Raw genomic sequence first — 25,707 nt, 5'->3', positions numbered from 1 at the left:
TACTGACCACGCCCTCCACTTCACTCGGGAGCCACGAACATGGGGTATGTCACTACGCGGGACGGTGTCGAGATCTTCTACAAGGACTGGGGCCCACGCGATGCCCCGGTGATCGTCTTTCACCACGGATGGCCACTCAGTGCCGACGACTGGGATGCGCAGATGCTGTTCTTCCTTGATCACGGCTACCGGGTCGTCGCACACGACCGCCGCGGCCACGGGCGCTCCAGCCAGGTGTGGGACGGGCACGACATGGATCACTATGCGGACGACGTTGCGGCCGTGGTCGACCATCTTGGCGTGCAGGGTGCAGCCCACGTGGGGCACTCCACCGGCGGCGGCGAGGTGATCCGCTACATCGTTCGCCATGGCCAGGAGCGTGTGTCGAAGGCTGCCCTCATCAGTGCCGTGCCACCGCTGATGGTCCAGACCCCGAACAATCCGGACGGCTTGCCCAGGTCGGTGTTCGATGACTTGCAGGCGCAGCTCAAGGCCAACCGCGCACAGTTCTACCATGACCTGCCGTCAGGCCCGTTCTATGGCTACAACCGCCCAGGCGCAAACGCCAGCGAGGGCACCATCCTGAACTGGTGGCGCCAGGGCATGATGGGCTGCGCCAAGGCACACCTTGACGGGATCGTGGCCTTCTCCCAGACCGACTTCACCGACGACCTCAAGCGCATCACGATTCCCGTCCTGGTGATGCACGGGGACGATGACCAGATCGTGCCCTATGCAAACTCAGGGCCGCGGTCAGCGAAGCTGTTGCAGAACGGCACCCTGAAAACCTATGCGGGCTTGCCGCATGGCATGCCGACCACCGACGCCGACACGATCAACGCCGATCTGCTCGCGTTCCTGCGAAGCTAGACGACCGGGGCAGGCATCCACCTGCCCCTTCCCTGTCACCACGCCGGGCTGGCAACCCGATGCCGCCCCGGCTTCATCGCCGAGGGTCGACCATGAACACTCGACACACACCTTCAACAGCCTCGCAGGTACTGAGGCTGCAACCCGACGACTGGGTGCCCAACAACACCCGGCTGCCGGTGCTGATCTACCCCCACGCGATTGCGCTGCATGGCAGTGATCCGGCGGCGCAAATCGAACGCACTTTCGAGGCCAATGGCTGGCCGGCGCAATGGCGCGATGGCATCTACGCCTACCACCACTACCACACCGAGGGCCACGAAGCGCTCGGCGTGGTGTGTGGCCAGGCAAGGCTGATACTGGGCGGCCCGCGGGGTCGCGAAGTACAGGTGAGTGCAGGCGATGTGCTGTTGCTGCCCGCCGGCACGGGCCACTGCAAACTCGATTGCAGCCCGGGCTTTCTGGTGGTGGGGGCCTACCCGCCCGGGCAGCACGCAGACATCCGACGCGAAGCGCCAACCCAGGCCCAGCTTGCGTGCATCGCCAACCTGCCCGTTCCCGATCACGGCCCGGTGCAGGACCCGCAAGGGGCCTACCAGCAGCATTGGCTCAACCAGCGTTGATGGGCAGCGTCTGGCTCCAGCAGGCCCAGGCCCTTTGGCTGATGACTGGTAACGAGCTGGCAACGCGGTATATTCGGTCGCCAACCAACCGCCCGTTTTCAAAGGCGTGCCTACAGCAACGAGGAATTCACGTTCAATGACAATCAAGTGCTCCGTATTCGTCGCCGCGAGCATCGATGGCTTCATCGCACGCCCCGACGGCGACATCGAGTGGCTGCACCGCCCCGACTATGAAACCGCTGTACTCAACGGCGTGACCTACGAACAGTTCATCGCCGGCGTCGATGCCCTGGTGATGGGCCGCAAGCCCCTGGACAAGGTGCTGTCCTTCCCCGAATGGCCGTATGCAGGCATCCCGGTCATCGTGCTGTCCAACCGGCCCGTGGACATGTCTGCGCACCCGCAGGCCAACGTCGAGGTGCTGGCAGGCGACGTGACCGACATCGTCGAGCAACTGGCAGCACGAGGGCTCAAGCACCTCTACATCGATGGCGGCCAGACCCTCCAGGCGTTTCTGCAGGTCGGGCTGATCGACGAATTGATCATCACGCGCATTCCGGTACTGCTTGGCCAGGGCATTGCGCTGTTCAGCCACGCAGGCAGCGAACGCCAGCTGCAGCATGTCGCCACCTGCGCGTCGGACAACGGTTTCGTGCAGAGCCACTACCGATTGCTCCCGAACCGCTAGAGACGCTACCCCAGCGCCTCGGCCGCGTTGTTTTAAATGATATTAATTCCTGTTATCTTCCTGCGCTCCCTGACCCCCAGCTCGCAGGTGTTTCGTGTCAAGCGCAGACCTCAAGGCGTTGTACCTTGCCCACCGTGAAGAAATTCAGGACTACCTGAATCGTCAGGTGCGCTGCAAGGACACCGCCGCAGACCTGACTCAGGAAACCTTCATTCGCCTGTCCGAACAGCTGGGGCGCACGCCCATCGACAACTTTCGCGCGTACCTGTTTCTGTGCGCGCGCAACCTGTTCATCGACTACCTGCGTCGCGAGCGCCACCGCAAGGGCGAGGTGGTCGAGCCCACCGAGCTGCAGGCGCTGGAGCAGAAGACCCCGAGCCTGGAACGCACGGTGATCGCCCAGGACCAGCTGGCCACGCTCAACCGCGTGATGCAGCGCATGCCCGAGCCTTGCCGCGAGGTGTTTCTGCTAGCGCGCGGCGAAGGCCTGACCTACGTGGAGATCGGTGAACGCCTGGGCATTTCGCCCAAGACCGCCTACAGCCGCATGGTGCGGGCACTGGAATTGCTCAAGCTGGGCATGTCCGAGTGAGAGTGGACTATCATGCGCCCCTGTACACCTCACCGCCCGCACAGTGACCCGACCCATGGCTGAACCGCCCTTCCCCACGCCGGCCCCGGCCTCGCCCGACGAGCCCCAGGCCGACCCCATCTCGCAGCAGGCCTGCGCCTGGTTCGCGCTGATCTTCGAAGGCTCGGCCAGCCAGGCCGAGCACGAGCAATGGCTTGAGTGGATGCTGGCCGACCCGCGCCATGCCAAGGCCTACCTGGAACTCGAAGCGCTGTGGGCCCTGGCCGCCGAGCTGCCTGCCGTGCAGGCGCCGCCTGCCCCCAAGGCCCGCGGCATCTCGCGGCGGCGCTTCATGCAACTGGCCATGGCGGCGTGCACCGCCGCAGTGGCCACCGGCTCGGCCACGCTGTGGCTCAAGGGCGACGGCCTGTCGTTTGCCGACCTGCACACGCGCGTGGGTGAAACCCGCACCGAGCGCCTGCCCGATGGCAGCGTGATCGAACTGGCCGGCAACACCGCCCTGGACCTCGACTTTTCCGGCACCACGCGGCGCCTGCGCATGCTGCGTGGTCAGGCCTATTTCAAGGTGGCCGCCGATACCCGCCCGCTGCGCATCGACACCGAGGCCGGCACCGTGATCAGCCACCAGGGTGCGTTCTGCCTGTCCTGCGATGCCGGCAGCGCCGACCTGGCCGTCAGTGAGCACAATGCCGGGGTGCAAATCCCCGGCCAGCAGGCACAACTGGGCCAGGGCGAGGCCGTGACCTTCGGCGCCGCCGGGCTCGGCCCGGTGCAGCGCGCCGAACTCGACCAGGTGCTGGCCTGGCGCAACGGCAGCCTGGTGTTCTTCGACACGCCCCTGGCCAAGGTGGTCAATCACCTGCAGCGCTGGCGCGAGGGCCGCATCTTCATCGCCGACGAGCGCCTGGCGGCACGCCCGGTGAGCCTGATCCTCAATCGCCAGCACCCCGAGCAGATGCTCGATGTGCTGGCGCGCACCCTGCCGATCCGCCTGAGCCGCTACACCGACCTGGTGACCATCATCCGCCCTGCCTGACCCGCCGATGGCTGATTGAAAATTATTTGCAGTACCCATCAGACATTTGCACTCCTCGTGCGTCATCACCAGCAGATGAAACCCATTCGCAAACAGGCGAAGTCGTTCTGCCGAGGAGTCAAGGAAATGGCAACACCCCAGACGTTGTTCCCCCAGGGTTCGTGCTGGCGCATGTCGGCGCTGGGCGCCGCGATCAGTTGCGCGCTGCTGGCCCAACCGGCCCAGGCCCAGCTGCCCGCGCCCGGTACAGGGGCGGTCAGCGTGCACACGGCATTCGATATCCCCGCCCAGCAACTGCGCCAGGCATTGCTGGTGTTCAGCCAGCAGACCGGGCAGAACGTGATGCTCGACGGCAACCTGGACGCCGGCCTGCGCAGCGCACCGGTCAAGGGCAGCTACTCCGCCGATCAGGCCCTGGCCCAACTGCTGGCCGGCAGCGGCTTCACCTTCGGGCGCAGTGACGCCTCGACCCTGTACCTGGTACCGCTGCCAGACAGCGCCGGCAACAACATCGAACTGGGCGCCACCACCATCAACAGCGCCTGGAGCCTGGGCAGCACCACCGAGGGCAGCGGCTCCTACACCACCGGGCAGACCAGCACCGCCACGCGCCTGGACATGTCGCTGCGCAAGACCCCGCAGTCGATCAGCGTGATCACCCGCCAGCAGATGGACGACCAGGGCCTGAACAACCTGTCCGAGGTGATGCAGCAAACCCCGGGCATCACCGTCAACCGCGAGAACTCCGAAGGCTTCACCTTCTACTCGCGCGGCTTCGAGATCCAGAACTTCCAGTACGACGGCGTGCCCAGCCTGAGCACCGACGCCGGCAACCTGCGCGACAACTACAGCATCACCAACTCGGTGATCTACGACCGCGTCGAGGTGCTCAAGGGCGCCACCGGGCTGGTCAACGGCATCGGCTACCCGTCGGGGGTGATCAACCTGGTGCGCAAGCGGCCCACTGCCCAGTTTCAGGGCCATGTGTCCGCCGGCGCAGGCTCGTGGGATCACTACCGCACCGAGCTGGACGTGTCCGGACCGCTGCTCGACAGCGGCGCCCTGCGCGGGCGTTTCGTCGCGGCCCGTGAACAGCAGCACACCTTCATCGACTACCAGAAGCAGCAACAGGACATCTTCTACGGCGTGCTCGACGGCGACCTGTCTGACGCCACCGTGCTGAGCGTGGGCTACGAGTACCAGCAGAACGACAACGACGCGTCCTCCACCACCCACCTGCCGGCCTTCTACAAGAACGGCACGCCGGTGCGCTTCTCGCGCTCCACCAACCCGGCGGACAAGTGGGCCTACCGCAACCATCGCACCCAGCGCGCATTCGCCAGCATCGATCACCAGTTCGACAACGAGTGGTCGCTCAAGGCCACCGCCAGCTACCGCAACTATGCCTCGCGCGAGATCATCGCAGGCCTGGCCACCGCCCATGTCGACCCGAACGACAACAGCGTCGCCCACGGCTACTACCCGGGCGGTGCGGCCAAGTTCAACACCGATACCGACGAGAAGTCCTTCGATATCTACGCCAAGGGCCCGTTCTCGCTGCTGGGCAGAAGCCACGACCTGGTGGTGGGCTACACCTATGCCCACACCACCGCGCAATCGGACCGTACCGACGGCAGCACCGACGCCGTGGCACCCGATGCCTTCGACTGGAACAACAACGCCGCCTACCCCACCGACTGGGCCTGGTGGTCGACCTTCGATATCAAGACCACGCAGAAGGTCGGCTACGCTGCGGTCGTGCTCAAGCCCACCGACGCACTCAACCTGGTGCTGGGGGCGCGGGTCACCGACTACGCGTGGAGCCTGGACAGCATCAACGCGCTGCCGCGCAGCAGCCGCACCGCCACCCGCGACACCGGTGAAGTGATCCCCTATGCCGGCATCACCTACGACCTCGACGACCAGCACACCGTGTACGCCAGCTACACCGACATCTTCAAGCCGCAGCCCTACAACCGGGGTGCCGACAACAAGCCGCTGGACCCGCTCACCGGGCAAAGCTACGAAGTGGGAATCAAGGGCGAGTATTTCGACCGTCGCCTGAATGCCAGTCTGGCGCTGTTCGAGCTCAAGCAGGACAACCTGGCGCAGTCGACCGGCACCACCGGGGAGTTCGGCAATGAAGTGATGCGCGCCGTGCAGGGCGCCACCACCCGCGGTGTGGAGCTGGAAATGTCCGGCGAGATCCTGCCCGACTGGAACATCAACGCCGGCTACGTCTATCAGGCCTCCTACGACGCCGATCACCGGCGCGTGGCGACCAACCAGCCCCAGCACCTGCTCAAGGTCGCCACCAGCTACCGCCTGCCGGCCGAGCTGAACAAGCTCACCGTGGGCGGCAACTGGCAGTGGCAGAGCCGCACCTACTTCGTCGACGACACCTTCTACGACGACGTCAACGACGTGGCGCTGCCCAGCCACAAGTTCTTCCAGGACGCCTACGGAGTGGTCGGCCTGATGGCCGCGTATGACGTGAGCAAGCAACTGAAGGTGTCGGCCAACCTCAACAACCTGTTCGACAAGACGTACTACAGCGGCATCGGCAACTACTACTCGGTCTACTACGGCGACCCGCGCAACGTGATGTTCAACGTCAGGTACAGCTTCTGACGCGCAACGCGCACGCCATCAGGCCTGCTGGCGGGTCGCCGCCAGCACGATCTCGCGGATGCACACGCCCTGAGGCTGTTCGTAGGCGTAGCGGATCGCATTGGCCACATCGTCCGCCGACAGCACCACGCCGCCCATGCCGGCCTTCCAGTCCTGGTAGCCGGACTTGATCGCCTCATCGGTGGTGTGGCCGAGCAGCTCGGTTTCCACCGCACCCGGCGCGATGGTGATGACCCGCACGTTGTGCGCCGCCACTTCTTCGCGCAGGTTTTCCGAGATCGCGTGCACGGCAAACTTGGTGCCCACGTAGGCCACATGGTTGGGGAAGGTCTTGCGCCCGGCCACCGAGCCGACGTTGATCACCGTGCCGTGGTTGCGTTCGATCATGCCGCCCAGTACCGCATGGATGCCGTTGAGCAGGCCCTTGACGTTCACATCCAGCATGCGCTCCCACTGCTCGGGGGCCTGGGTGGCGGTATCACCCAGCAGCATCACCCCCGCATTGTTGACGATCGCATCGGCCGGGCCGTACTGCGCCTCGGCCTCCTTCACCGCAGCCAGCAGCGCCTCGCGGTCGGTGACGTCGACACCCTTGCATAGAGTGGCGGGCAAGCCCAGTGCGAGCAGGCGCTCCACGCGCCGGGCCAGCAGCAGCAGGGGGTGGCCCTGGGCAGAGAACAGGCGCGCGACGGCCTCGCCGATGCCCGAGCTGGCGCCGGTCACGATGATCAGGGGTTTGTTCATGAAAGTGCTTCCGTCATTGGTTTATCAGATGACGCAAAGCGTATAGTGCCGGCCACAGCAGATAAAATGCTTAATTCCTCTTGCAGACATCGGCCTTACCTATGGATATCCGGCACCTCAAAGCCTTTGTGGCGGTGTTCGAAGAACGCAACATCACCAGCGCCGCCCAGCGCCTGTGCATCAGCCAGCCGACCTTGTCGGTGACCATCCGCCAGCTCGAAGAAGCCCTGGGCGCCACCCTGTTCAACCGCCAGTCGCGAGGGGTGGAGGTGAGCGAGGCGGCGCGTTCGCTGTACCCGCAGGCCTGCGCGCTGGTCAGCGAGGCCGAGGCCCTGCGCCAGCGCTTTCGCACCAGCGATGCGCGCCAGCACCTGAGCCTGGGCATCGAGCCGGACCTGAGCCCCGCGCAGGTCGCTGCGTTTCTGCGCTTTGCCCACCAGGTGGTGGCGCACCTGTATATCACGCTGCACGAGGGCTGTGCCGGCGATGCGCGCCTCGCGGTGGAAGAACAGTGCTGCGAAGACGAGCTGTTCCTGCCGGTGTGGGACGACCCGTTCGTGCTGGTGAGCGCAGCCGGCAGGCAGCCGGGCACGGTCACCAGCCTGTACCCCTGGGTCATCTGCCCCGAACACCCCTCCCACCAGCGCCTGATGGCGCTGTATGGCAACTCCACCGCGTCGGCGGTGGCCAGCAGCGGCTCGCTGCAGCAGTCGCTGCTGCTGGTGGCGGCCGGGGTCGGCGTGGCGGCGCTGCCGCACTCGCTGGTGAGCGCGGCACAAGGGGTGCAGGTGCATGCGCTCAACAGCCCGCTGCCCAGTCGCCGGGTGGGCCTGTGCTACAGCGGCACTGCGCTGGAGCACCCGGTGCTGCGCCTGCTGCACGCCGCGCTGCGCGACGCCCCGGCCGGTACCTGGCAATGATGCGACAGGCATCGAAAGCCGCGGTCTGAACAGACCGCTGGCTGTTTTCGCGATCTTCAGACTCCGTTAAGAATTGCCTCGGATACTCCTCCCGACACACACCCTGGGAGGCGTGATCGATGCCCGATTCTGACTGGAACATCCCCCTGCCCCTGCACTTCGCAGCCGCAGGCGGTTCGGTGATGAGCCTTGCCAGGGCCTTGCCCGGCGATAGCCTGCGCCCGGCCTACGAGGCCTTCATCCAGCAGCGCTTTCGCAAGGCCCATGGTGCGCATATCGCACAGTTCATGCCGCAGCTGTTCGGCATCAGCAATGCCTCTGGCGCGCTGTGCGCCGTGGCCGGTGTGCGGCTGGCCAGCAGTGAGGCGCTGTTTCTGGAGCGCTACCTGGACGAGCCGATCGACCCCCTGATCAGCGCCACCGAGAACAACCCTGTCGATCGCAGCGCCATCGTCGAGGTCGGCAACCTGGCGGCCGCCGATACCGGCAGCGCGCGCCTGAGCATCATTGCCGTTACCTACCTGCTGGCCATGGGCGGTCTGGAGTGGGTAGCGTTCACCGGCAGCATCGGCCTGGTAAACAGCTTCCACCGCCTTGGGCTCAAGCCAGTGAGGCTGTGCACGGCCGACCCCCTGCGCCTGGGCGAAGAACGCCATAACTGGGGCAGCTACTACCAGAGCCAGCCCCAGGTGCATGTTGGCAACATCCGTGCAGGCTTCATCCATTTGCGCAACATGGGCGTGTTCACACGCCTGGGCCTGCCTACCGCCGCCGGGGAGGCCTGTCATGTCGCCTGAACTGCAGCATTTCGAACAGGTGCTGCGCAGGCACGCCGAACACACGCCCAACGCCATTGCGTTGTGGGGCGACCAGTTGAAGCTCGACTACGCCACGCTGCAGGCCGAGGTGCAGTACCGCCAGCAACGCCTGCGCGATGAGTCGGCCAGGGTCGTGGCACTGGCCCTGGATAACGGTGTGGAAGCCATGCTGTGGGATCTGGCATTGCTGTTTGCAGGCGTGACCTGCGTGCTGCTGCCGCCCTTTTTCAGCCCCGCACAGCGCAGCCATTGCCTGGCGCAGAGCCAGGCCAGCCTGGTGATTGCCGAGCCGGCCCTGGCCCCCGAACTGCTGGCGTGCGGCTATGTCGAAGACGGCGCGTTCTGGCGCAGGCAATGGTCGGGGCCCGACCTGATGCCCGAGGGCACCGCCAAGCTGACCTTCACCTCCGGCACCACCGGAACCCCCAAGGGCGTATGCCTGGGCGCCGAGAGCATGCTGCGCGTTGCCCGGGCGCTGGAGCAGGCCAGCCGAATCACCGCGCCACAGCACCACCTGACCCTGCTGCCGCTGGCGATCCTGCTGGAGAACCTGGGTGGCTACGCCGCGCTGATGGCCGGGGCCACGGTGAGTGTCCCCAGCCTGGCGGCTCTGGGCATCCAGGGCGCAAGTGGCGTCGATGCTGCGCGCCTGCTCGGCACCCTCGCCGACCGTGCGCCCCACAGCCTGATCCTGGTGCCGCAACTGCTGCTGGTGCTGGTCAGCGCCGCTGAACAGCGCGCCTTCGACCCGCGCACGTTGCGCTTTGCCGCGGTGGGCGGGGCCAGGGTCGCCACCGAACTGCTGATCCGCGCGCAGCGCATCGGCCTGCCGGTGTATGAAGGCTACGGCCTGTCGGAATGCGCCTCGGTGGTGTGCCTGAACCGGCCACAGGCCCATCGCCCCGGCAGCGTGGGTCAGCCACTGCCCCACCTGCAGGTCAGGCTGGCCGAAGACGGCGAGGTGCTGATCAAGGGCTCGGCCCTGCTCGGCTACCTGGGCCAACCGCCGCACACCGACGCCTGGTGGCCCAGCGGTGACCTGGGCGAGCTGGACGCCGAAGGGTTCCTGTACATCAAGGGGCGCAAGAAACACCAGTTCGTCACCAGCTTCGGCCGCAACATCAACCCCGAATGGGTCGAAGCCGAACTGACCCAGCGAGGGGTGTTCGCCCAGGCCTTCGTCTATGGCGAAGCCATGGCTCACAACCACGCATTGCTGTGGCCACATCAACCGGGCTGCACCGACACCGAACTGGCAGCGGCCGTGGCCCAGGCCAATCAGGCCCTGCCCGATTACGCCCAGGTGCATCGCTGGACGCGCCTGGAACAACCGTTCACGACCGCCAATGGCCTGCTCACGGCCAATGGCCGCCCGCGCCGCGATGCCATCGTCGAGCGCTACCGCTCCCAACTCACCGACCCCCTTGCCTGCGAGGCTACCCGACCATGAGCTTTTTCGACACGCTGCAAGAAGCAACCCATCAGCAACGCCATGCGCTGTTCAGCCTGCCGGTGATTCGCGATGCCCTCGAAGGCAAGGTCAGCCTCGATAGCTACCAGGCCTTCCTGGCCCAGGCCTACTACCATGTGCGTCACACCGTACCCTTGATGATGGCATGCGGCGCCCGCCTGCCCTCGCGGCTGGAGTGGCTGCGCAAAGCCGTGTGCGAGTACATCGAAGAGGAGTATGGCCACGAGCAATGGATACTCAACGACATTGCTGCCTGCGGCGGTGACAGGGATGCCGTGCGCGAAGGTCGGCCTTCACTGCCGATCGAGCTGATGGTCGCCTACCTCTACGACCTGATCGCGCGGGGCAACCCGGTAGGGCTGTTCGGCATGGTCAATGTGCTGGAAGGTACCAGTATCGCCCTGGCCACCCATGCCGCGCACAGCATCCGCGCGCGCCTGGCGCTGCCGGAGGCCGCCTTCAGCTACCTCAGTTCCCATGGCTCGCTGGACCTCGAGCACATGCAGACCTATCGCCGTTTGATGAACACCCTGCAGGCCCCTGATGACCAGGCCGCGGTGATCGATGCGTCGCGCGTGGTCTACCGCCTGTATGCCGACATGTTTCGCGGCCTGCCGCACGATGGAGCACAGCATGCGCCTGTCTGACGCCCGCGTGGTCCTGACCGGTGCCAGTGGCGGGATCGGCCTGGCCATAGCCGCCGCCCTTTGCGCCAACGGCGCCCGCGTGCTGGCGGTGGCCCGGCATGCCGAACCCCTGCAATCGCTGCTGCAAGAGTACCCCGCGCAAATGACCTGGATGGGCGCCGACCTGACCTTTCTCGTGGACAGGCGCAAGGTACTCAACGCGGCCCAGGCCCTGGGCGGCGCGAACCTGCTGATCAATGCTGCGGGCGTGAACCATTTCGCCATGTTCGAGCAACTGGACGACAGTGACATCAATGCCATGCTGGCAGTGAACATCAGTGCCCCCATGTGTCTGACTAGGCTGTTGTTGCCGCTGCTCAAACAGGCCGACAGCGCCATGGTGGTCAATGTCGGGTCTACCTACGGCTCGATCGGCTACCCCGGCTACGCGGCCTACTGCGCGAGCAAGTTCGCCCTGCGCGGGTTTTCCGAAGCGCTGCGCCGGGAACTGGCCGACACCCGGGTCAACGTCCTGTACGTCGCCCCGCGGGCCACCCGCACCCCCATGAACAGCCCGGCGGCGCAGGCCCTGAACGTTGCCCTCAAGGCCAATGTCGATGATCCGAAAACCGTGGCCAGCGCCGTGATTCACGCCATTGCCGGTGATCGGCGCGACCTTTACCTGGGTTGGCAGGAGCGTTTTTTCGTGCGCCTGAACAACCTGCTGCCGCACCTGGTGGACCGCGGTCTGCGCAAGCAGTTGCCACTGATCCGCCGCCTCAGCCACAAGACCGACCGCGAGCCGCCCAAACCATGAAAAAGATTGCCACCTGCCTGCTGGTCTGGGGCCTGAGCCAAGGCGCCTGGGCCCTGGACAATGCCGACCAGCAACGCCTGAACATGCTTCAGCAAAGCTGGGCACACATCCAATACCAATTGCCGCCAGACCAACGCGCGACAGCCTTCGAGCAATTGTCCAGCCAGGCCTCGGCGTTTACCCGGGAACGTCCGACCACGGCTGAAGCCTGGATCTGGTCGGGCATCGTCACCAGCAGTTGGGCCGGTGCGCAGGGCGGGCTGGGCGCGCTGGGCAAGGCCAAGACGGCCAAGGCCGACCTTGAAAAGGCGCTGACGCTGGACCCCAGGGCGCTGCAGGGCTCCGCCTACACCAGCCTTGCAGCCCTGTATGATCGCGTACCAGGCTGGCCAATCGGCTTTGGTGACGCCGACAAGGCCGAACAGCTGCTCAAGCAGGCCTTGCTGATCAATCCCGATGGCATCGACAGCCTGTACTTCTGGGGCGATCACCTCTACCGTCAAAAGCGTTACCCCGAGGCCAGGGCAGCCTTGCTCAAGGCACTGCAAGCCACCCCGAGGCCAGGGCGTGAAATCGCCGATAGCGGACGTCGCCATGAAATCAACGCGCTGCTGGCGGACATCGACAAGAAACTCGACTGACAGGAGTCACCGTGCGCTTGCTGCTGATAGAAGATGACGTGGCCCTGGGTGAAGGCATTCATCAGGCCCTGGGGCGCGAAGGCTACACCGTCGACTGGCTCCGGGACGGCAGCAGCGCCCTGCATGCGCTGCTCAGTGAAACCTTCGACCTGGCGGTGCTCGACCTGGGGCTGCCGCGTATGGACGGCCTCCAGGTGCTGCGTCGCCTGCGTCATAGCGGCTCCACCCTGCCGGTGCTGATACTCACCGCGCGCGATGCCACCGAAGACCGCATTGCCGGGCTGGATGCAGGTGCCGACGACTACCTGATCAAACCCTTCGACCTGGCGGAGCTCAAGGCGCGCCTGCGGGCCCTGCTGCGCCGCAGCGCCGGGCGGGCCAAGGCAAGAATCGAGCATGCAGGCATCAGCCTGGACCCCGGCACTCAGCAGGTGTCCTTCCATGGGCAGAACGTGCCCCTGACGCCCAAGGAATATCAGCTGCTGCATGAGCTGCTTTCACCGCCGGGGCGTGTCATGACCCGCGAGCGGTTGACCCAGTTGCTTTACGGCTGGAACGAAGAAGCAGAAAGCAACACCCTGGAGGTGCACATCCATCACCTGCGCAGAAAATTCTCCGCCGACCTGATCCGAACCGTACGCGGCGTGGGTTATCTGGTGGAGGAGCGCCGATGATGTCGATCCGACGCCGTACCCTGACCCTGATCATCGGCCTGATGCTTACCGGCCTGATGATTCTCAGCGCCTTCAACCTGCATGACAGCAACCATGAAATAGCCGAGGTGTATGACGCACAACTGGCCCAGAACGCGCGGCTTCTGCAGGGCGTCATGCGCATGCCGCTGGCTGGCGACCAACACACCGAACTGTACCAGGCGTTCAACCAGGCCCTGAGCGAAGCCACACCCAGGCTTGACGGCCACCCTTATGAAAGCAAGATCGCGTTTCAGGTGTGGGATGCGCAGGGCCAGGTGCTGGTACATACCAACAGCGCCCCCGCCTTCACCTCGCCACCGTCGGCACCGGGCTTCAGTGACGTGCATGACCTGCATGGCCGGCAGTGGCGCGCCTTCCTGCTCGAAGACAAAATCAACCAGGTGCGGATCTGGGTGGGCGAGCGCGACGACGTACGCACTGACCTGGTCGACCGCATCGTACGCCACACCCTGTGGCCCAATATGCTCGGCAGCCTGATCCTGGCAGCAATGGTCTGGCTGGCCATTGGCTGGGGGCTCAAACCCCTGGCCAACATGGCAGCCACCCTGCGTGCCCGTCATTCAGGGTCGCTTGAACCTCTGCAACTGATGCCATTGCCTGCAGAACTCGAACCGATGCAGGCCGCGCTGAACCGCATGCTGGCGCAGATCCAGGAAGTGCTGGAACGCGAGCGACGCTTCATTGCCGACGCGGCTCATGAAATGCGCACGCCCCTGGCGGTCCTGCGGGTGCACGCGCAAAACCTGCAGGAGGCCGGGACCGAACAGGAGCACCGTGAATCGCTGGCGCACCTGATACACGGGGTGGACCGCGCCAGCCGTCTGGTCAACCAGCTGCTCACCATGGCACGCCTGGAACCGCAGCCGGGTCATGCCCATGCCCCGCGAATCGACCTTGAACACACTGTGCGCGACAGCCTGGTGCAGATGACCCCATGGCTACTGGACCAGGGCCTTGAACTGGTGTTCGAGGCCGCCCCGGGCAACTACCTTGCCCGAGTGGATGGCGGGGCGATCGATATCGCACTCAACAACCTGGTGACCAATGCCGCGAACTTCTCCCCCGAGGGAGGGATCATCAGCGTTCGCCTGAGCCGCCAGCCGACGCATTTCGTGCTGTCGATACAGGACGAGGGGCCTGGTATCGACGAAGCTGAACGCGAGCGCCTGTTCGAACGCTTCTACAGTCGTGGCAATGCACAGGGCGCCGGCCTTGGCCTGGCCATCGTCCAAGCGGTCGCCATGCGGCTGGGCGGTCAGGTCCGGCTGGAGAACATGGCCACCGGCGGGCTGTGCGCAACCCTGGAGATTGCGCTGGACTGAACCCGCCCCCCCGCTGACAGGTAGCCATCGACGGTCATGGCGCCAGGTCAGGGTCCGAGTCGCTGTGCTTCTGGCCGATCGGGTCGGTGGCCGGCGACTGCTGCGGCGCCTGGGTATCGATGCCCGGTGGCGGCGCAAGCTGCAGTATCTCGCTGGTGTAGGCCCACTCCTGCTGCACCCGGGCCGGGTCGTCGTTCAGGTGGGTGCCGTAGCTGGGCACGATCTGGTGCAGCTTCTGCTGCCAGGCCGGGCTGGCGACCTTGTCCTTGAACACCTTCTGCAGCACTTCGAGCATGATCGGCGCCGCCGTGGATGCGCCGGGCGATGCGCCCAGCAGCCCGGCAATGCTGCCATCGGCCGCGCTCACCACCTCGGTGCCCAGCTTGAGCACCCCGCCCTTTTCCTTGTCGCGCTTGATGATCTGCACCCGTTGCCCGGCCTGCCACAGGCGCCAGTCTTCCTTCTTGGCCTGGGGGAAGTAGGTCTGCAGCGCCTCGAAGCGGTCGTCGTCCGATTGCATCAGCTGGCCTGCCAGGTACTGCACCAGGTCGAACTGGTCGATCCCCACCTTGGTCATGGGCCACAGGTTATGGGTGGTCATGCTGGAGAACAGGTCCAGGTACGAGCCTTCCTTGAGAAACTTGGTGGAGAAGGTCGCGAACGGCCCGAACAGGATCACCCGCTTGCCATCGAGTACCCGGGTATCCAGGTGCGGCACCGACATCGGCGGCGCGCCCGTGGCGGCGATGCCGTAGGCCTTGGCCATGTGCTGCTGGGCGATGGTGGGGTTGTCGGTGACCAGGAACGAGCCGCCCACCGGGAAGCCCGCGTAGTCCTGGGCCTCGGGAATGCCGGACTTCTGCAGCAGCGGCAGCGCCGCGCCGCCGGCACCGATGAACAGGAACTTGGCATCGGCGGTCGACTTCTCGCCGCTCTTGAGGTTCTTGTACTCCACGTGCCAGGAGCCGTCGTCATTGCGACGGATGTCCTCGACCTCGCTGGACAGCTTGAGCGAGAAATTCTCCTGCTGCTGCAGGTGCGCCACGAACTGGCGGGTGATCTCGCCGAAGTTCACGTCGGTGCCGATCGGCGTCCAGGTGGCGGCGATCTTCTGGTTGGGGTCGCGGCCCTCCATCATCAGCGGCACCCACTTGCGGATCTGCGCCGGGTCTTCGGAGTACTGCATCGGCCGGAACAGGGGGCTGGCCTGCAGCGCCTCGTAGCGGCGCTTGAGGAAACTGATGTTGTCGTCACCCCACACGAAGCTCATGTGCGGCGTGGAATTGATGAACGAGCGCGGGTTCTTCAGCACCCCGTTCTTGACCTGCCAGGCCAGGAACTGGCGCGTCACCTGGAACGCCTCGTTGATCTCCACCGCCTTGGTGATGTTGATCTTGCCGTCCTTGTCCTCGGGCGTGTAGTTCAGCTCGGCCAGCGCCGAGTGCCCGGTGCCGGCGTTGTTCCAGCCGTTGGAGCTTTCCTCGGCCACCCCGTCCAGGCGCTCGACCATCTCCATCGACCAGCCCGGCTCCAGCTCGTTGAGCCAGATTGCCAGCGTGGCGCTCATGATGCCGCCCCCCACCAGCAGTACATCGACCTTCTTCGATTCCGCCCCCTGCGCCTGGCCGGCCGCCAGCGACACGGCCAGGCCCAATGTGGCCACGTTCCTTGCGAACTTCATGGCATATCCCCCCAATTGCATTACGAGACGATCCAGTGAGTGTGGCTCATGGATCGCGCATGACAAGCCGTACAAGCGACCCGGTGCAGTCAGTGGGGTTCCCTTGGATCGGGCCGCGGCGGCGCCAGGGCACGGGCAAAACGCTATCAAACTGAACCAATTCATCAGCTAAGGATCAGTTTTAGCATCGTGAAACCACAGGATTTGATACCTTGTCCGCGCTTTCTACACTTGGCCGGGATCGCTTGTGCCCTTCCCCTGCACGGCCTGCCAACACGCCTTCAGGAGGGATCTTGTGACCACCACCCACCCCAGCGACGCTTTCCAGATCGCCCTGGCCAACTGCGCCCGTGAACAGATCCGTACCCCCGGCAGCATTCAGCCCCAGGGGTTCATGGTCGTGGTGCAGGAGCCGGCCATGTTGATCCGCCAGGTCAGCGAGAACCTGCCGGACTGGCTGGGGGTGGAGATCGACGCCTTGCTGGGCGTGCATTTCGATGCGGTGGTGCAGGACGGTTGCAGTTTCGTCGAGCAGCTGGGCGAACTCGACGAAGACCAGTCCCAGCCCTATCACGTGGCCGACGTGCAGTTTCTGATCGGCCAGCAGGCGCAGCGCCTGCCGATGATGCTGCACCGCCACGACCAGGTGCTGATCGCCGAATTCCAGCGCCCGGCCGCCGTGCCGGCGCCAAGCTCGCGGCTGTACCCGCTGGTGCGCTCCTTCGTTGGCGGCGCACCGGACAGCGAGAGCATCGACGAGCTGTGCGAGCGGGCGGTGCGCGTGATCAAGCGCCTGACCGGGTTCGGCCGGGTCAAGTCCTACCGCTTCGACACCGAGGGCAACGGGCTGGTCAACGCCGAGCTGGTCGACGACGACTACCCCAGCTACAAGGGCCTGTGCTTCCCTGCTTCGGACATCCCGGCGCAGGCCCGGGCGCTGTACTGTGCCAACCGCATCCGCGTGATCGAGGATGCCGACTACCAGCCGGCGCGCCTGCTGCCGGCCGCCAACCTGCTCACCGGCCAACCCCTGGACCTGAGCTTCTCGACCCTGCGCAGCGTCTCGCCCGTGCACCTGCAATACATGCGCAACATGCAGACCTGGGCCTCGATGTCGGTTTCCATCGTGGTCGAGGGCCGGTTGTGGGGGCTGGTGTCGTGTCATCACCGTACCCCGCGCAGCGTGAGCTTTCAGGTGCGTACCGCCTGCGAACTGCTGGGCCGGGTGCTGTCGCTGCAGATCGAGACCCGCGAAGCCCACCTGCGCCACGCGCGCATGCTCGAGATCCGCCAGCGCATCGTGCAGCTGCTGGGCGCCATCGCCGACCAGGACAGCGTGCGCCTGGGCCTGCGCGCCCTGCCCGACATCTTCACCGACTTCGTCGGCGCCGCCGGTGCCGCAGTGGTGTCCAGCACCGGCTGCGACACCTACGGGCACACCCCGCCCCAGGCGCGGATCATGGCCCTGGTGGGCTGGCTGACCGCCCGCGGCGACGCCGAGGTGTTCCATACCGACAACGCCGGGCGCGATATCCCGCACCTGGCAGGGCTGGCCGACATGGCCAGCGGCATCCTTGCCGTGTCCATTTCCGAACTGCACCCGCATTACCTGATCTGGTTCAAACCCCAGCAGTCCCAGGTGGTGCACTGGGCCGGCCGCCCGGAAAAAAGCATCGCCCAGAGCGGCTCGCTGAACCCGCGCGAAAGCTTCGAGCAGTGGCAGCAGATCGTCGAAGGCTTCTCGACCCCCTGGGACCCCAGCGAAATCGAGGGCGTGCAGGAGCTGCGCCAGGCCATCCTCGGCATCGTGCTGCGCAAGGCCGAAGAACTGGCGCAACTGTCCGAATCCCTGGAAAAGACCAACAAGGAACTGGAAGCCTTCTCCTACAGCGTTTCCCACGACCTGCGCGCGCCGCTGCGTCATATCGCCGGCTACGCCGAGCTGCTCAGCGATGCCGAAGGCGCCAACATGTCCGAGCGCAGTCTGCGCTTTCTGGGCACCATCGAGAACTCCGCCAAGTTCGCCGGCACCCTGGTGGACAACCTGCTGAGCTTCTCGCAGATGGGCCGGTGCGCCATGCACCTGTCCGACGTCAACCTGTCGGCGATGGTCGCCTCCATCAAGCTGGAGATGCTGCCCGACTACGAGGGCCGCGACATCCGCTGGACCTTCAACGCCCTGCCGATCGTGGTGGCCGACCCGGCCTTCCTGCACCTGGCCCTGCGCAACCTCATCGCCAACGCCATCAAGTACACCCGCGGCCGGCCGGTGGCGCTGATCGAGGTCGACGTGCAGGAACGCGACGACGCCCACGTGATCAGCGTGCGCGACAACGGCGTCGGCTTCGACATGCAGTACGCCAACAAGCTGTTCGGCGTGTTCCAGCGCCTGCACCGCATGGAGGAGTTCGAAGGCACCGGCATCGGCCTGGCCAATGTGCGGCGCATCATCGAGCGCCATGGCGGCACGGTATGGGCCCACGGTGTCCCGGACCAGGGCGCGACGTTCTATTTTTCACTTCCAAAGAAAACCCTCATGCCCACTGCATGACCCACACGAGGGCGCTCCATGCTCAAACCGATACTCCTGGTAGAAGACAACCCCAACGACCTCGAACTGACTCTGCTCGCGCTCGAGCGCAGCCAGCTGGCCAACGAGGTGATCGTGGTACGCGACGGCGCCGAGGCGCTGGACTACCTGTTCCGCAGGAACAGCCATGCCGACCGCCCGCAAGGCAACCCGGCAGTGCTGCTGCTCGACCTCAAGCTGCCCAAGGTCGATGGCCTGGAGGTGCTCGAACAGGTGCGCGACTCGGCCGACCTGCGCAGCATTCCGGTGGTGATGCTGACCTCGTCCCGCGAAGAGCCGGACCTGGACCGCGCCTATCAGCTGGGCGTGAATGCCTACGTGGTCAAACCCGTGGAGTTCAAGGAGTTCGTCGGCGCCATCTCCGACCTGGGGATTTTCTGGGCCGTGCTCAACGAGCCACCGCCCGGTTCCACCCGGGTCGTGCGTCGCCCCAAGTCATGATGACAAGACATGCCTAGACGAGAGCCCGGAGCGCCGACGCCGCTCCCCAGAATAAAGCTGCTGCTGATCGAAGACAGCACCCACGACGTCGAGCTCACGCTGTTGACGCTGGAGCGCTATGGCCTGCAGGTCGACCCGGTGGTGGTGCACGATCACATCGGCGCCTGCGAGGCCATGCAGCAGCACACCTTCGACGTGATCGTGTGCGACTACCTGCTGCCCTCCTCGTCGGGCATCCAGGTGCTCGAGGTGGCCCAGCGGGCGGCCCCGGAAACGCCGTTCATCTTCCTGTCCGGCATTTTCGGCGAACAGCAGGCGGTGGAGACCATGCGCCTGGGCGCGGTCGACTACGTGCTCAAGCAGAACCTCAAGGTGCTGCCCAAGGCCATCCGCCGCGCCGTGCTCGAAGTGCGCGAACGCGAGAAGCGCCGCGCTGCGGAAAACGCCCTTGAAGAAGTCGAGACCCGCGCCCGCCTGGCCATCCAGGCGGCCGAGATGGGCGTGTGGGAACTGAGCGTGCCCAGCGGCTCGGTGCTGTGGGACGAGCGCTGCCGCGCCCTGTACGAAGTCACGCCCAGCTGCAACCTGCACCTTGACCAGGTGCTGGAGCACTGCCACCCCGACGACCGGGCAATGCTGCGGGCCAAGGTCGAGCAGGCCCTGAGCTGCGAATCGGTGTTCCATGCCGAATACCGCGTGCAGTTGTCGGGCGGTCGCCTGCGCTGGATCAACTCCAACGGCCGTTCGCTGTTCAAGGATGGCCGTTGCGTGCGTTTCAGCGGGGTGATGCAGGACATCAGCGAGCGCAAGGTCGCCACCCAGGCCCTGGTGCAGTTGACCGAAACCCTGGGCGAGCGCGTGGAGCAACGCACCCGCGAGCGCGACCGCACCTGGGAGCTGTCGCGTGAACTGCTGGGGGTGCTGCGCTTCGACATGACCCCGATCAACTTCAACCCGGCCTGGGAGGCGGCGCTGGGCTGGTCGCGGGACCAGATCGGCAGCCTGCGCCTGTGGGAGCTGATCCACCCCCTCGATCTGGACGCCACCATCAAGGAAACCCGCAGCATCGCCAGCGGCAACGTATCGACCCGCTTCGTCAACCGCATGCGCCACGCCAACGGCGACTACCGGTGGCTGTCCTGGACCATCGTGCCGGAGAACGGCCTGATGTACGCCGCGGTGCGCGACATCACCGATGAGCGTGCGGTGGTCGAGGAACTGGCCGCCACCAACAAGCGCCTGCGCGAACAGATCGACGAGAAGGAACGCGTGGAAGCCACGCTGCAGCAGATGCAGCGCCTGGAAGTGGTCGGCCAGCTGACGGCTGGAGTGGCCCACGACTTCAACAACCTGCTCACGGTGATCCTCACCAGCGCGACCTTTGCCACGCGCGACATTGCCCGCGGCAACCTGGACAAGGCCCGCACCCGGCTGGAACACATCACCGATGCCGGTGAACGTGGCGCCCGGCTCACGGCCCAGCTGCTGTCGTTCTCGCGCCGCCAGCGCCTGCAACCGCGCCCGGTGGACCTGAACGCCACCGTGCGCGGCATGCAGAGCCTGCTGAACAAGGCGCTGGGGGCGAATATCTGGGTAGAGATGTCGCTGGCCCCGGACCTGTGGACCGCCTCGGCGGACCTGACCCAGACCGAGATGATCATCCTCAACCTCATCATCAACGCCCGCGACGCCATGGCCAACGGGCCCGGCTCGGTGCTGCTGCGTACCCACAACGTCACCGTGGAGGCCGCGCCCCTGCGGCCCGAAGACCCGGAACCCGGCCACTACGTGGTGTTCTCCATCGTCGACTCGGGCAGCGGCATGAACGAGGACACCCTGCTCAGGGCCTTCGAGCCGTTCTTCACCACCAAGCCGGTGGGGCATGGATCGGGGCTGGGGCTGGCCCAGGTGTTCGGTTTCGCCAAGCAGTCCGGTGGTGGGGTGCGCATCGAAACCACCCTGGATGTCGGCACCACGGTCAGCGTGTACCTGCCGCGGATCCAGGGCGATGCCGTGGCCGTGCTGCCCAGCCCTGCGCCGGTGAGTGAACCGCATCAGCCGCTGGGCTCGACCATCCTGCTGGTGGACGATGACAGCACCGTGCGTACCCTCACGGCCACCTTGCTGGAATCGTTTGGCCTGAAGGTGGTGCAGGCGCGCAACGGCCCGGATGCACTGAACATGCTGAGCCCCGAGATCGACCTGCTGCTGACCGACTACGCCATGCCCGGCATGACCGGCGGCGAGCTGGCGGCCCTGGTCAAGCGCTCCTACCCGCAGTTGCCGGTGGTGTTCGTGACTGGCTATGCCAATACCGACGTGCTGGGGCTGAGCCATTCGACGGTGATCCAGAAGCCGTTCAGCGAGCGCGACTTGCGCAGCAAGATCTGGGCAGCGCTGGCGCGTTGAAAAAACCTGTACACGCTTTCTACCTGGCCGAGCAAAAAAGATTATTCTTGAATGACATTTTTCAACGCCAGACTATGTGAGAGCCGAATATGAAGATCGATGACATGGACGCCTTCGTCGCCGTCATCCGCTGCCAGTCGACCAACCTTGCGGCGCAGTCGCTGCAGTTGACGCAGCCGGCCATCACACGACGCGTGCAGAACTTCGAGGAAGACCTGGGCACCAACCTGCTTGACCGCAACACCAAGCCGCTCAAGCCCACGCCCATGGGCTGGCGCGTGTACGAACAGTGCAAGGCCATCCTGCGCGAGATCGACACCCTGCGCGAGCTGGTGGCCAGCCACGGCTCGCCCAGCGGCACCCTGCGCCTGGGCGTACCGCAGACCATCGGCGATGTAGTGCTGCTCGATGCCCTGGCGCAGATTCGCCAGGCCTACCCCGAGCTGCGGACCCAGGTCGCCAGCGGCTGGGGCAGCGCGCTGATCGCCAGGATGGAAAACGGCGAGCTGGATGCGGCCGCCGCGCTGTTCCCCTCCGGCAAGATCTTCCCCGAAGGCATCGCCGGCCGTTCCATCGGCCGCATGCACCTGCGGGTGGTGGCCGCCAAGGGCAGCGCCAGCAAGCGCAGCTACAAGCTCAAGGACTGCTACAGCCAGGGCTGGGTGCTCAACCCCGACGGCTGCGGGTTTCGCGCCGGCTTGCAGCGCGCCTTGAGCGAGCAGGGGCTGTCGCTGCAGATCAACCTGGAAACCTTCGGCACCGAACTGCAACTGGGCCTGGTCGCCAACGGCCAGGGCCTGGGGCTGGTGCCCGAGCCGCTGCTGGCCGCCAGCCGTCATCGCGACCTGCTTGAAGTGGTCAACGTCAGCGACTTCAAGCCCCAGGTCGACCTGTGGCTGTTTCACCCCAGCTACCTGGGCAACCTGCAGGAGCCGGTGGAGCTGTTCGGCAGCGTCACGGCGCAGCGGCTGGCGCTGTAGCAGCCCCGCCCTGCCCCGCATCAGCCAAGGCAGCGGGCCTCACTCCAGCGTGATGTTGCCCGCCCGGATCACCTCGCCCCACCGTGCGCCGTCATCGGCGATCAGCTTGGCAAACCCCGCCGGGGTACTGTGCTCGACGCTGATCCCGTTCTGCGCGAACCGCTTGGCGGTCTGCGGCGCCTGGGCAATCGCGGCAATCGCCGCGCTCAACTGCTCGACCAGCTGCGGCGAAGCGCCCTTGGGCAGCACCAGGCCGAACCAGCCCGATGCCTCGAACCCCGGCAGGCCTGCCTCGCTGGCACTCGGCACCCCTGGCAGCAACGGCGAGCGCTGCGCGCTGCTGAGCACCAGCCCCTTGAGCTTGCCGGCCTGGATCTGCGGGGCCAGCACGGTGAGGGTATCCACCGCCACATCCACCTCGCCGCCCAGCACCGCCGTGACCGCCGGCGCACTGCCCTTGTACGGCACGTGCAGCAGGTCGATGCCCGCCAGGTTCTTCAGCAACTCCCCGGACAGGTGGCACAGGGTGCCGTTGCCGCACGACGAATAGCTCAACGCGCCCGGGCGCGCCTTGGCCTGGTCGATCAGCGCTTGCAGCGTGTCGACCTTGCTGGCAGCCGGTACGGCCACCACGTTGGGCACCGAGGCCAGCACCGCCACGGGCGTGAAGTCCTGCAGCGGGTCGTAGCGCAGGCCCTTCTGCAGGTTGGGCAGTATGGTCAGCTGCCCGGCGGTGGCCAGCGACAGCGTGTAGCCATCGGGTTTGGCCTTGGCCACGGCCTCGGCGGCGATTGCGGTGCCGGCACCGGGCTTGTTGTCGACCACCACCGGCTGGCCCAGCGAGGCCGACAACTGCTCGGCGTAGTAGCGCCCCACGGTATCGGCAGCGCCGCCCGGCGGGAACGGCACCACCAGGGTCACGGCCCGGCTCGGGTAGGTATCGGCCTGGGCCAGTGCGGCAACGCCCAGGGCCAGTGCGGCCAGGGCAAACTTGAGCGGTAGGATGATTTTCATGCAAAGGTCCTGGAACAGTCAGGGTTGAAGCAGCCCTCAGTCTTCACTGAAGGCCACATGGCGCGTGGCGCGCACCCGCGGGATGAGCATCAGCCCCACCGCCAGCACGCACAGAATCAACAGGGTCAGGCTCAATGGCCGGGTGACGAACACCGTGGGGTCGCCCCGCGACAGCAGCATCGCCCGGCGCAGGTTCTCCTCCATCAACGGGCCGAGCAGATAACCCAGAAGCAGTGGCGCCGGCTCGCAGCGCAGCTTGATGAACAGGTAGCCCAGCAACCCGAACGCCACCGTGAGCAGCACGTCGAACAGGCTGTTGTTGACGCTGTACACACCAATGCAGCAGAACAGCAGGATCGACGGGTACAGCAGGCGGTACGGCACCGACAGCAGCCGCACCCAGATCCCCACCAGCGGCAGGTTGAGCACCAGCAGCAACAGGTTGCCGATCCACATGCTCACGATCAGCCCCCAGAACAGCTCGGGGCGCTCGTCGATCACCTGCGGGCCCGGCACGATGCCGTGGATCATCATGGCCCCGGCCATCAGCGCCATCACCGCGTTGGAAGGCAGGCCCAGCACCAGCATCGGGATGAACGAGGTCTGCGCCCCGGCGTTGTTGGCAGACTCCGGCCCGGCCACGCCCTCGATGGCGCCCTGGCCGAAGCGCTCGGGGTGCCTGGCGATACGCTTTTCGACCATGTACGAGGCAAACGCGCCCAGCATCGCCCCGCCCCCCGGCAGCACGCCCAGCACCGCGCCCAGGCCGGTGCCGCGCAGCATCGGCTTCCAGCTGCGCCGGTAGTCTTCGCGGGTCGGCATCAGGCTGCCCACCCGCGCCACCTGGGGCGGCTGGCCGCGGCTGCGCTCCAGGTTGGCGATGATTTCGGCGATGCCGAAGATGCCCATCGAGATCACCACGAAACTGATGCCGTCGCTCAACTGGGGCAGGCCGAAGGTAAAGCGCTCCACCCCGGAATTCACGTCGGTGCCCACCAGGCCCAGCAGCAGGCCCAGCAGGGTCATGGCCACGGCCTTGAGCACGTCGCCCTGGGCCAGCACCACGGCGGCCACCAGGCCCAGCAGCATCAGCGAGAAGTACTCGGCCGGGCCGAACTTCAGCGCCACCTCGGCCAGCGGTGCGGCAGCAGCGGCCAGCAGCAGGATCGACAGGCTGCCGGCGATGAACGAACCGATCGCGGCAATGGCCAGGGCCGCCCCGGCCCGGCCCTTGCGTGCCATGGCATGGCCGTCCAGGCAGGTCACCACCGAGGACGACTCGCCCGGCAGGTTGACCAGGATCGCCGTGGTCGAGCCGCCGTACTGGGCGCCGTAATAGATGCCCGACAGCATGATCAATGCCGCGGCCGGGCTCAGGCCGTAGGTGATCGGCAGCAGCATGGCGATGGTGGCCACCGGCCCCAGGCCGGGCAGCACCCCCACCAGCGTGCCCAGGGTCACACCGATCAGGCAGTACAGCAGGTTGTTCAGGGTGAAGGCGGCTTCAAGGCCGATACCCAGGTGTGCCAACAGCTCCATGGGTCACTCCTCAGACAGGCCAGGCCGGCAGGTTCAGGCCCAGCCCGTAGCCGAACACCTGCACGCTGAACAGCCCCAGCGCGCTGCCCACCGCCAGCAGTTCGCCCAGGTGCGCCTTGTGCCGGCCCAGGCCGCTGAGCAGCGTCATGCACAGGGTCGCCAGCGCCAGGCCAAGGCTGGGCAGCAGCAGCGCGAACGCCACCACGCTGGCACTGATGGCCAGCGCCGGGCGGACGATGAACAACCCGTCCAGCGTGACCTTCTCGCGGCCCAGCCACAGGCCGCGCACCAGCAAGGCCACGCCCAGCCCGCACAGGGCCAGGCTCACCAGCCAGGGAAAGTAGCCTGCGCCCATGCGCATCGCCGTGCCGCTGGCATAGGCGCTGCCCACCAGCAGCCCGGTCAGGCCGAAGCCCAGGAACAGGCAGCCGGCCAGCACTTCGCGGGCATCGAGGTTCAGGGTCAGGGAATGCGGGCGCGCAGTGGCGGCCCGTTGCAGAGCATCTCGCACGCAGGTCTCCAGGTGCCGGTACGGCAC

23 protein-coding genes are annotated in these 25,707 nt (G+C 66.0%); 18 read left to right on the top strand and 5 right to left on the bottom strand.

The window, feature by feature from the left end:
* Positions 1-39: 39 nt before the first annotated feature.
* The 6 genes from KH389_RS11490 (at position 40) to KH389_RS11465 (ending at position 6,440) form a co-directional block, all read left to right on the top strand.
* Complete coding sequence (locus tag KH389_RS11490) at positions 40-870, top strand: alpha/beta fold hydrolase (protein WP_043864022.1); 831 nt, start codon at positions 40-42, stop codon at positions 868-870.
* 92 nt (positions 871-962) lie between these two features.
* Complete coding sequence (locus KH389_RS11485; protein ID WP_213607374.1) at positions 963-1,493, top strand: cupin; 531 nt, start codon at positions 963-965, stop codon at positions 1,491-1,493.
* 136 nt (positions 1,494-1,629) lie between these two features.
* The gene (locus KH389_RS11480) at positions 1,630-2,181 is read left to right on the top strand and encodes a dihydrofolate reductase family protein (protein WP_213607373.1); all 552 of its coding nucleotides are present in this window, start codon (positions 1,630-1,632) and stop codon (positions 2,179-2,181) included.
* A 94-nt stretch (positions 2,182-2,275) separates the two neighbouring features.
* Positions 2,276-2,773, top strand: coding sequence for an RNA polymerase sigma factor (locus KH389_RS11475; protein WP_043864025.1), 498 nt, complete (start codon positions 2,276-2,278; stop codon positions 2,771-2,773).
* Positions 2,774-2,828: 55 nt separating this feature from the next.
* Complete coding sequence (locus tag KH389_RS11470) at positions 2,829-3,809, top strand: FecR family protein (protein WP_213607372.1); 981 nt, start codon at positions 2,829-2,831, stop codon at positions 3,807-3,809.
* Positions 3,810-3,935: 126 nt separating this feature from the next.
* Positions 3,936-6,440 (top strand): TonB-dependent siderophore receptor, encoded by a 2,505-nt coding sequence (locus KH389_RS11465; protein WP_143516628.1) that lies wholly within the window; start codon positions 3,936-3,938, stop codon positions 6,438-6,440.
* A gap of 18 nt (positions 6,441-6,458) precedes the next feature.
* On the opposite strand, the gene KH389_RS11460 is transcribed toward KH389_RS11465, so the two are convergent.
* Complete coding sequence (locus KH389_RS11460) at positions 6,459-7,184, bottom strand: SDR family oxidoreductase (protein ID WP_043864027.1); 726 nt, start codon at positions 7,182-7,184, stop codon at positions 6,459-6,461.
* A gap of 101 nt (positions 7,185-7,285) precedes the next feature.
* Between KH389_RS11460 and KH389_RS11455 the strand changes: the two genes are divergently transcribed.
* The 8 genes from KH389_RS11455 (at position 7,286) to KH389_RS11420 (ending at position 14,515) form a co-directional block, all read left to right on the top strand.
* Positions 7,286-8,104, top strand: coding sequence for a LysR family transcriptional regulator (locus KH389_RS11455; RefSeq protein ID WP_054914362.1), 819 nt, complete (start codon positions 7,286-7,288; stop codon positions 8,102-8,104).
* 119 nt (positions 8,105-8,223) lie between these two features.
* Entirely contained in the window at positions 8,224-8,901 is a 678-nt protein-coding gene (locus KH389_RS11450; RefSeq protein WP_213607371.1) for a thermostable hemolysin, read from the top strand.
* Positions 8,891-10,372 carry an AMP-binding protein gene (locus tag KH389_RS11445; protein ID WP_058540319.1) on the top strand — a complete coding sequence of 494 codons (1,482 nt, stop codon included), beginning with the start codon at positions 8,891-8,893 and terminating at the stop codon, positions 10,370-10,372. Before KH389_RS11450 ends, KH389_RS11445 begins: the two co-directional genes overlap by 11 nt.
* Complete coding sequence (locus tag KH389_RS11440; protein WP_058540320.1) at positions 10,369-11,040, top strand: iron-containing redox enzyme family protein; 672 nt, start codon at positions 10,369-10,371, stop codon at positions 11,038-11,040. The genes KH389_RS11445 and KH389_RS11440 overlap by 4 nt, the downstream gene beginning before the upstream one ends.
* Positions 11,027-11,836, top strand: a complete 810-nt coding sequence (locus KH389_RS11435; RefSeq protein ID WP_213607370.1) for an SDR family oxidoreductase — start codon at positions 11,027-11,029, stop codon at positions 11,834-11,836. The genes KH389_RS11440 and KH389_RS11435 overlap by 14 nt, the downstream gene beginning before the upstream one ends.
* Positions 11,833-12,477 (top strand): tetratricopeptide repeat protein, encoded by a 645-nt coding sequence (locus KH389_RS11430; protein ID WP_078481133.1) that lies wholly within the window; start codon positions 11,833-11,835, stop codon positions 12,475-12,477. Before KH389_RS11435 ends, KH389_RS11430 begins: the two co-directional genes overlap by 4 nt.
* A gap of 11 nt (positions 12,478-12,488) precedes the next feature.
* Positions 12,489-13,151 (top strand): response regulator, encoded by a 663-nt coding sequence (locus KH389_RS11425; RefSeq protein WP_054914356.1) that lies wholly within the window; start codon positions 12,489-12,491, stop codon positions 13,149-13,151.
* A complete protein-coding gene (locus KH389_RS11420) occupies positions 13,148-14,515 on the top strand; it encodes a sensor histidine kinase (RefSeq protein WP_104572556.1) in 1,368 nt (455 codons plus the stop codon). The genes KH389_RS11425 and KH389_RS11420 overlap by 4 nt, the downstream gene beginning before the upstream one ends.
* A gap of 34 nt (positions 14,516-14,549) precedes the next feature.
* Here KH389_RS11420 and mqo read toward each other — a convergent pair whose 3' ends face one another.
* Complete coding sequence (gene mqo, locus KH389_RS11415) at positions 14,550-16,196, bottom strand: malate dehydrogenase (quinone) (protein WP_058540324.1); 1,647 nt, start codon at positions 16,194-16,196, stop codon at positions 14,550-14,552.
* A gap of 295 nt (positions 16,197-16,491) precedes the next feature.
* On the opposite strand from mqo, the gene KH389_RS11410 reads away from it, so the two are divergent.
* From KH389_RS11410 to KH389_RS11395, 4 genes are all read left to right on the top strand, one after another.
* Positions 16,492-18,747, top strand: coding sequence for an ATP-binding protein (locus tag KH389_RS11410; RefSeq protein WP_054914354.1), 2,256 nt, complete (start codon positions 16,492-16,494; stop codon positions 18,745-18,747).
* A gap of 18 nt (positions 18,748-18,765) precedes the next feature.
* Positions 18,766-19,227, top strand: coding sequence for a response regulator (locus tag KH389_RS11405; protein WP_043864031.1), 462 nt, complete (start codon positions 18,766-18,768; stop codon positions 19,225-19,227).
* A gap of 9 nt (positions 19,228-19,236) precedes the next feature.
* A complete protein-coding gene (locus KH389_RS11400; RefSeq protein ID WP_043864032.1) occupies positions 19,237-21,636 on the top strand; it encodes a hybrid sensor histidine kinase/response regulator in 2,400 nt (799 codons plus the stop codon).
* Between the two features lie 89 nt (positions 21,637-21,725).
* Entirely contained in the window at positions 21,726-22,616 is an 891-nt protein-coding gene (locus tag KH389_RS11395; protein WP_213607369.1) for a LysR family transcriptional regulator, read from the top strand.
* Between the two features lie 39 nt (positions 22,617-22,655).
* On the opposite strand, the gene KH389_RS11390 is transcribed toward KH389_RS11395, so the two are convergent.
* The 3 genes from KH389_RS11390 to KH389_RS11380 are packed head-to-tail and all read right to left on the bottom strand — an operon-like array spanning position 22,656 to position 25,680.
* A complete protein-coding gene (locus KH389_RS11390) occupies positions 22,656-23,630 on the bottom strand; it encodes a Bug family tripartite tricarboxylate transporter substrate binding protein (protein WP_213607368.1) in 975 nt (324 codons plus the stop codon).
* Between the two features lie 36 nt (positions 23,631-23,666).
* Positions 23,667-25,169, bottom strand: coding sequence for a tripartite tricarboxylate transporter permease (locus KH389_RS11385; RefSeq protein WP_043864035.1), 1,503 nt, complete (start codon positions 25,167-25,169; stop codon positions 23,667-23,669).
* Between the two features lie 10 nt (positions 25,170-25,179).
* Positions 25,180-25,680, bottom strand: a complete 501-nt coding sequence (locus KH389_RS11380) for a tripartite tricarboxylate transporter TctB family protein (protein WP_244988703.1) — start codon at positions 25,678-25,680, stop codon at positions 25,180-25,182.
* Positions 25,681-25,707: the final 27 nt, after the last annotated feature.

The sequence above is a fragment of the Pseudomonas qingdaonensis genome (assembly GCF_018398475.1).
Lineage (GTDB): Bacteria > Pseudomonadota > Gammaproteobacteria > Pseudomonadales > Pseudomonadaceae > Aquipseudomonas > Aquipseudomonas palmensis.
Note: the sequence above shows the minus strand (reverse complement) of the source record. Positions and strands in the feature narration are given on the sequence as shown.

Excerpts from the sequence above, each read along its gene's own strand:
- KH389_RS11490 (WP_043864022.1), top strand. The coding sequence starts at position 40 with ATGGGGTATGTCACTACGCGGGACGGTGTCGAGATCTTCTACAAGGAC.
- KH389_RS11485 (WP_213607374.1), top strand. The coding sequence starts at position 963 with ATGAACACTCGACACACACCTTCAACAGCCTCGCAGGTACTGAGGCTG.
- KH389_RS11480 (WP_213607373.1), top strand. The coding sequence starts at position 1,630 with ATGACAATCAAGTGCTCCGTATTCGTCGCCGCGAGCATCGATGGCTTC.
- KH389_RS11470 (WP_213607372.1), top strand. The coding sequence starts at position 2,829 with ATGGCTGAACCGCCCTTCCCCACGCCGGCCCCGGCCTCGCCCGACGAG.
- KH389_RS11465 (WP_143516628.1), top strand. The coding sequence starts at position 3,936 with ATGGCAACACCCCAGACGTTGTTCCCCCAGGGTTCGTGCTGGCGCATG.
- KH389_RS11460 (WP_043864027.1), bottom strand. The coding sequence starts at position 7,184 with ATGAACAAACCCCTGATCATCGTGACCGGCGCCAGCTCGGGCATCGGC.
- KH389_RS11455 (WP_054914362.1), top strand. The coding sequence starts at position 7,286 with ATGGATATCCGGCACCTCAAAGCCTTTGTGGCGGTGTTCGAAGAACGC.
- KH389_RS11450 (WP_213607371.1), top strand. The coding sequence starts at position 8,224 with ATGCCCGATTCTGACTGGAACATCCCCCTGCCCCTGCACTTCGCAGCC.
- KH389_RS11445 (WP_058540319.1), top strand. The coding sequence starts at position 8,891 with ATGTCGCCTGAACTGCAGCATTTCGAACAGGTGCTGCGCAGGCACGCC.
- KH389_RS11440 (WP_058540320.1), top strand. The coding sequence starts at position 10,369 with ATGAGCTTTTTCGACACGCTGCAAGAAGCAACCCATCAGCAACGCCAT.
- KH389_RS11435 (WP_213607370.1), top strand. The coding sequence starts at position 11,027 with ATGCGCCTGTCTGACGCCCGCGTGGTCCTGACCGGTGCCAGTGGCGGG.
- KH389_RS11430 (WP_078481133.1), top strand. The coding sequence starts at position 11,833 with ATGAAAAAGATTGCCACCTGCCTGCTGGTCTGGGGCCTGAGCCAAGGC.
- KH389_RS11420 (WP_104572556.1), top strand. The coding sequence starts at position 13,148 with ATGATGTCGATCCGACGCCGTACCCTGACCCTGATCATCGGCCTGATG.
- mqo (WP_058540324.1), bottom strand. The coding sequence starts at position 16,196 with ATGAAGTTCGCAAGGAACGTGGCCACATTGGGCCTGGCCGTGTCGCTG.
- KH389_RS11405 (WP_043864031.1), top strand. The coding sequence starts at position 18,766 with ATGCTCAAACCGATACTCCTGGTAGAAGACAACCCCAACGACCTCGAA.
- KH389_RS11400 (WP_043864032.1), top strand. The coding sequence starts at position 19,237 with ATGCCTAGACGAGAGCCCGGAGCGCCGACGCCGCTCCCCAGAATAAAG.
- KH389_RS11395 (WP_213607369.1), top strand. The coding sequence starts at position 21,726 with ATGAAGATCGATGACATGGACGCCTTCGTCGCCGTCATCCGCTGCCAG.
- KH389_RS11390 (WP_213607368.1), bottom strand. The coding sequence starts at position 23,630 with ATGAAAATCATCCTACCGCTCAAGTTTGCCCTGGCCGCACTGGCCCTG.
- KH389_RS11385 (WP_043864035.1), bottom strand. The coding sequence starts at position 25,169 with ATGGAGCTGTTGGCACACCTGGGTATCGGCCTTGAAGCCGCCTTCACC.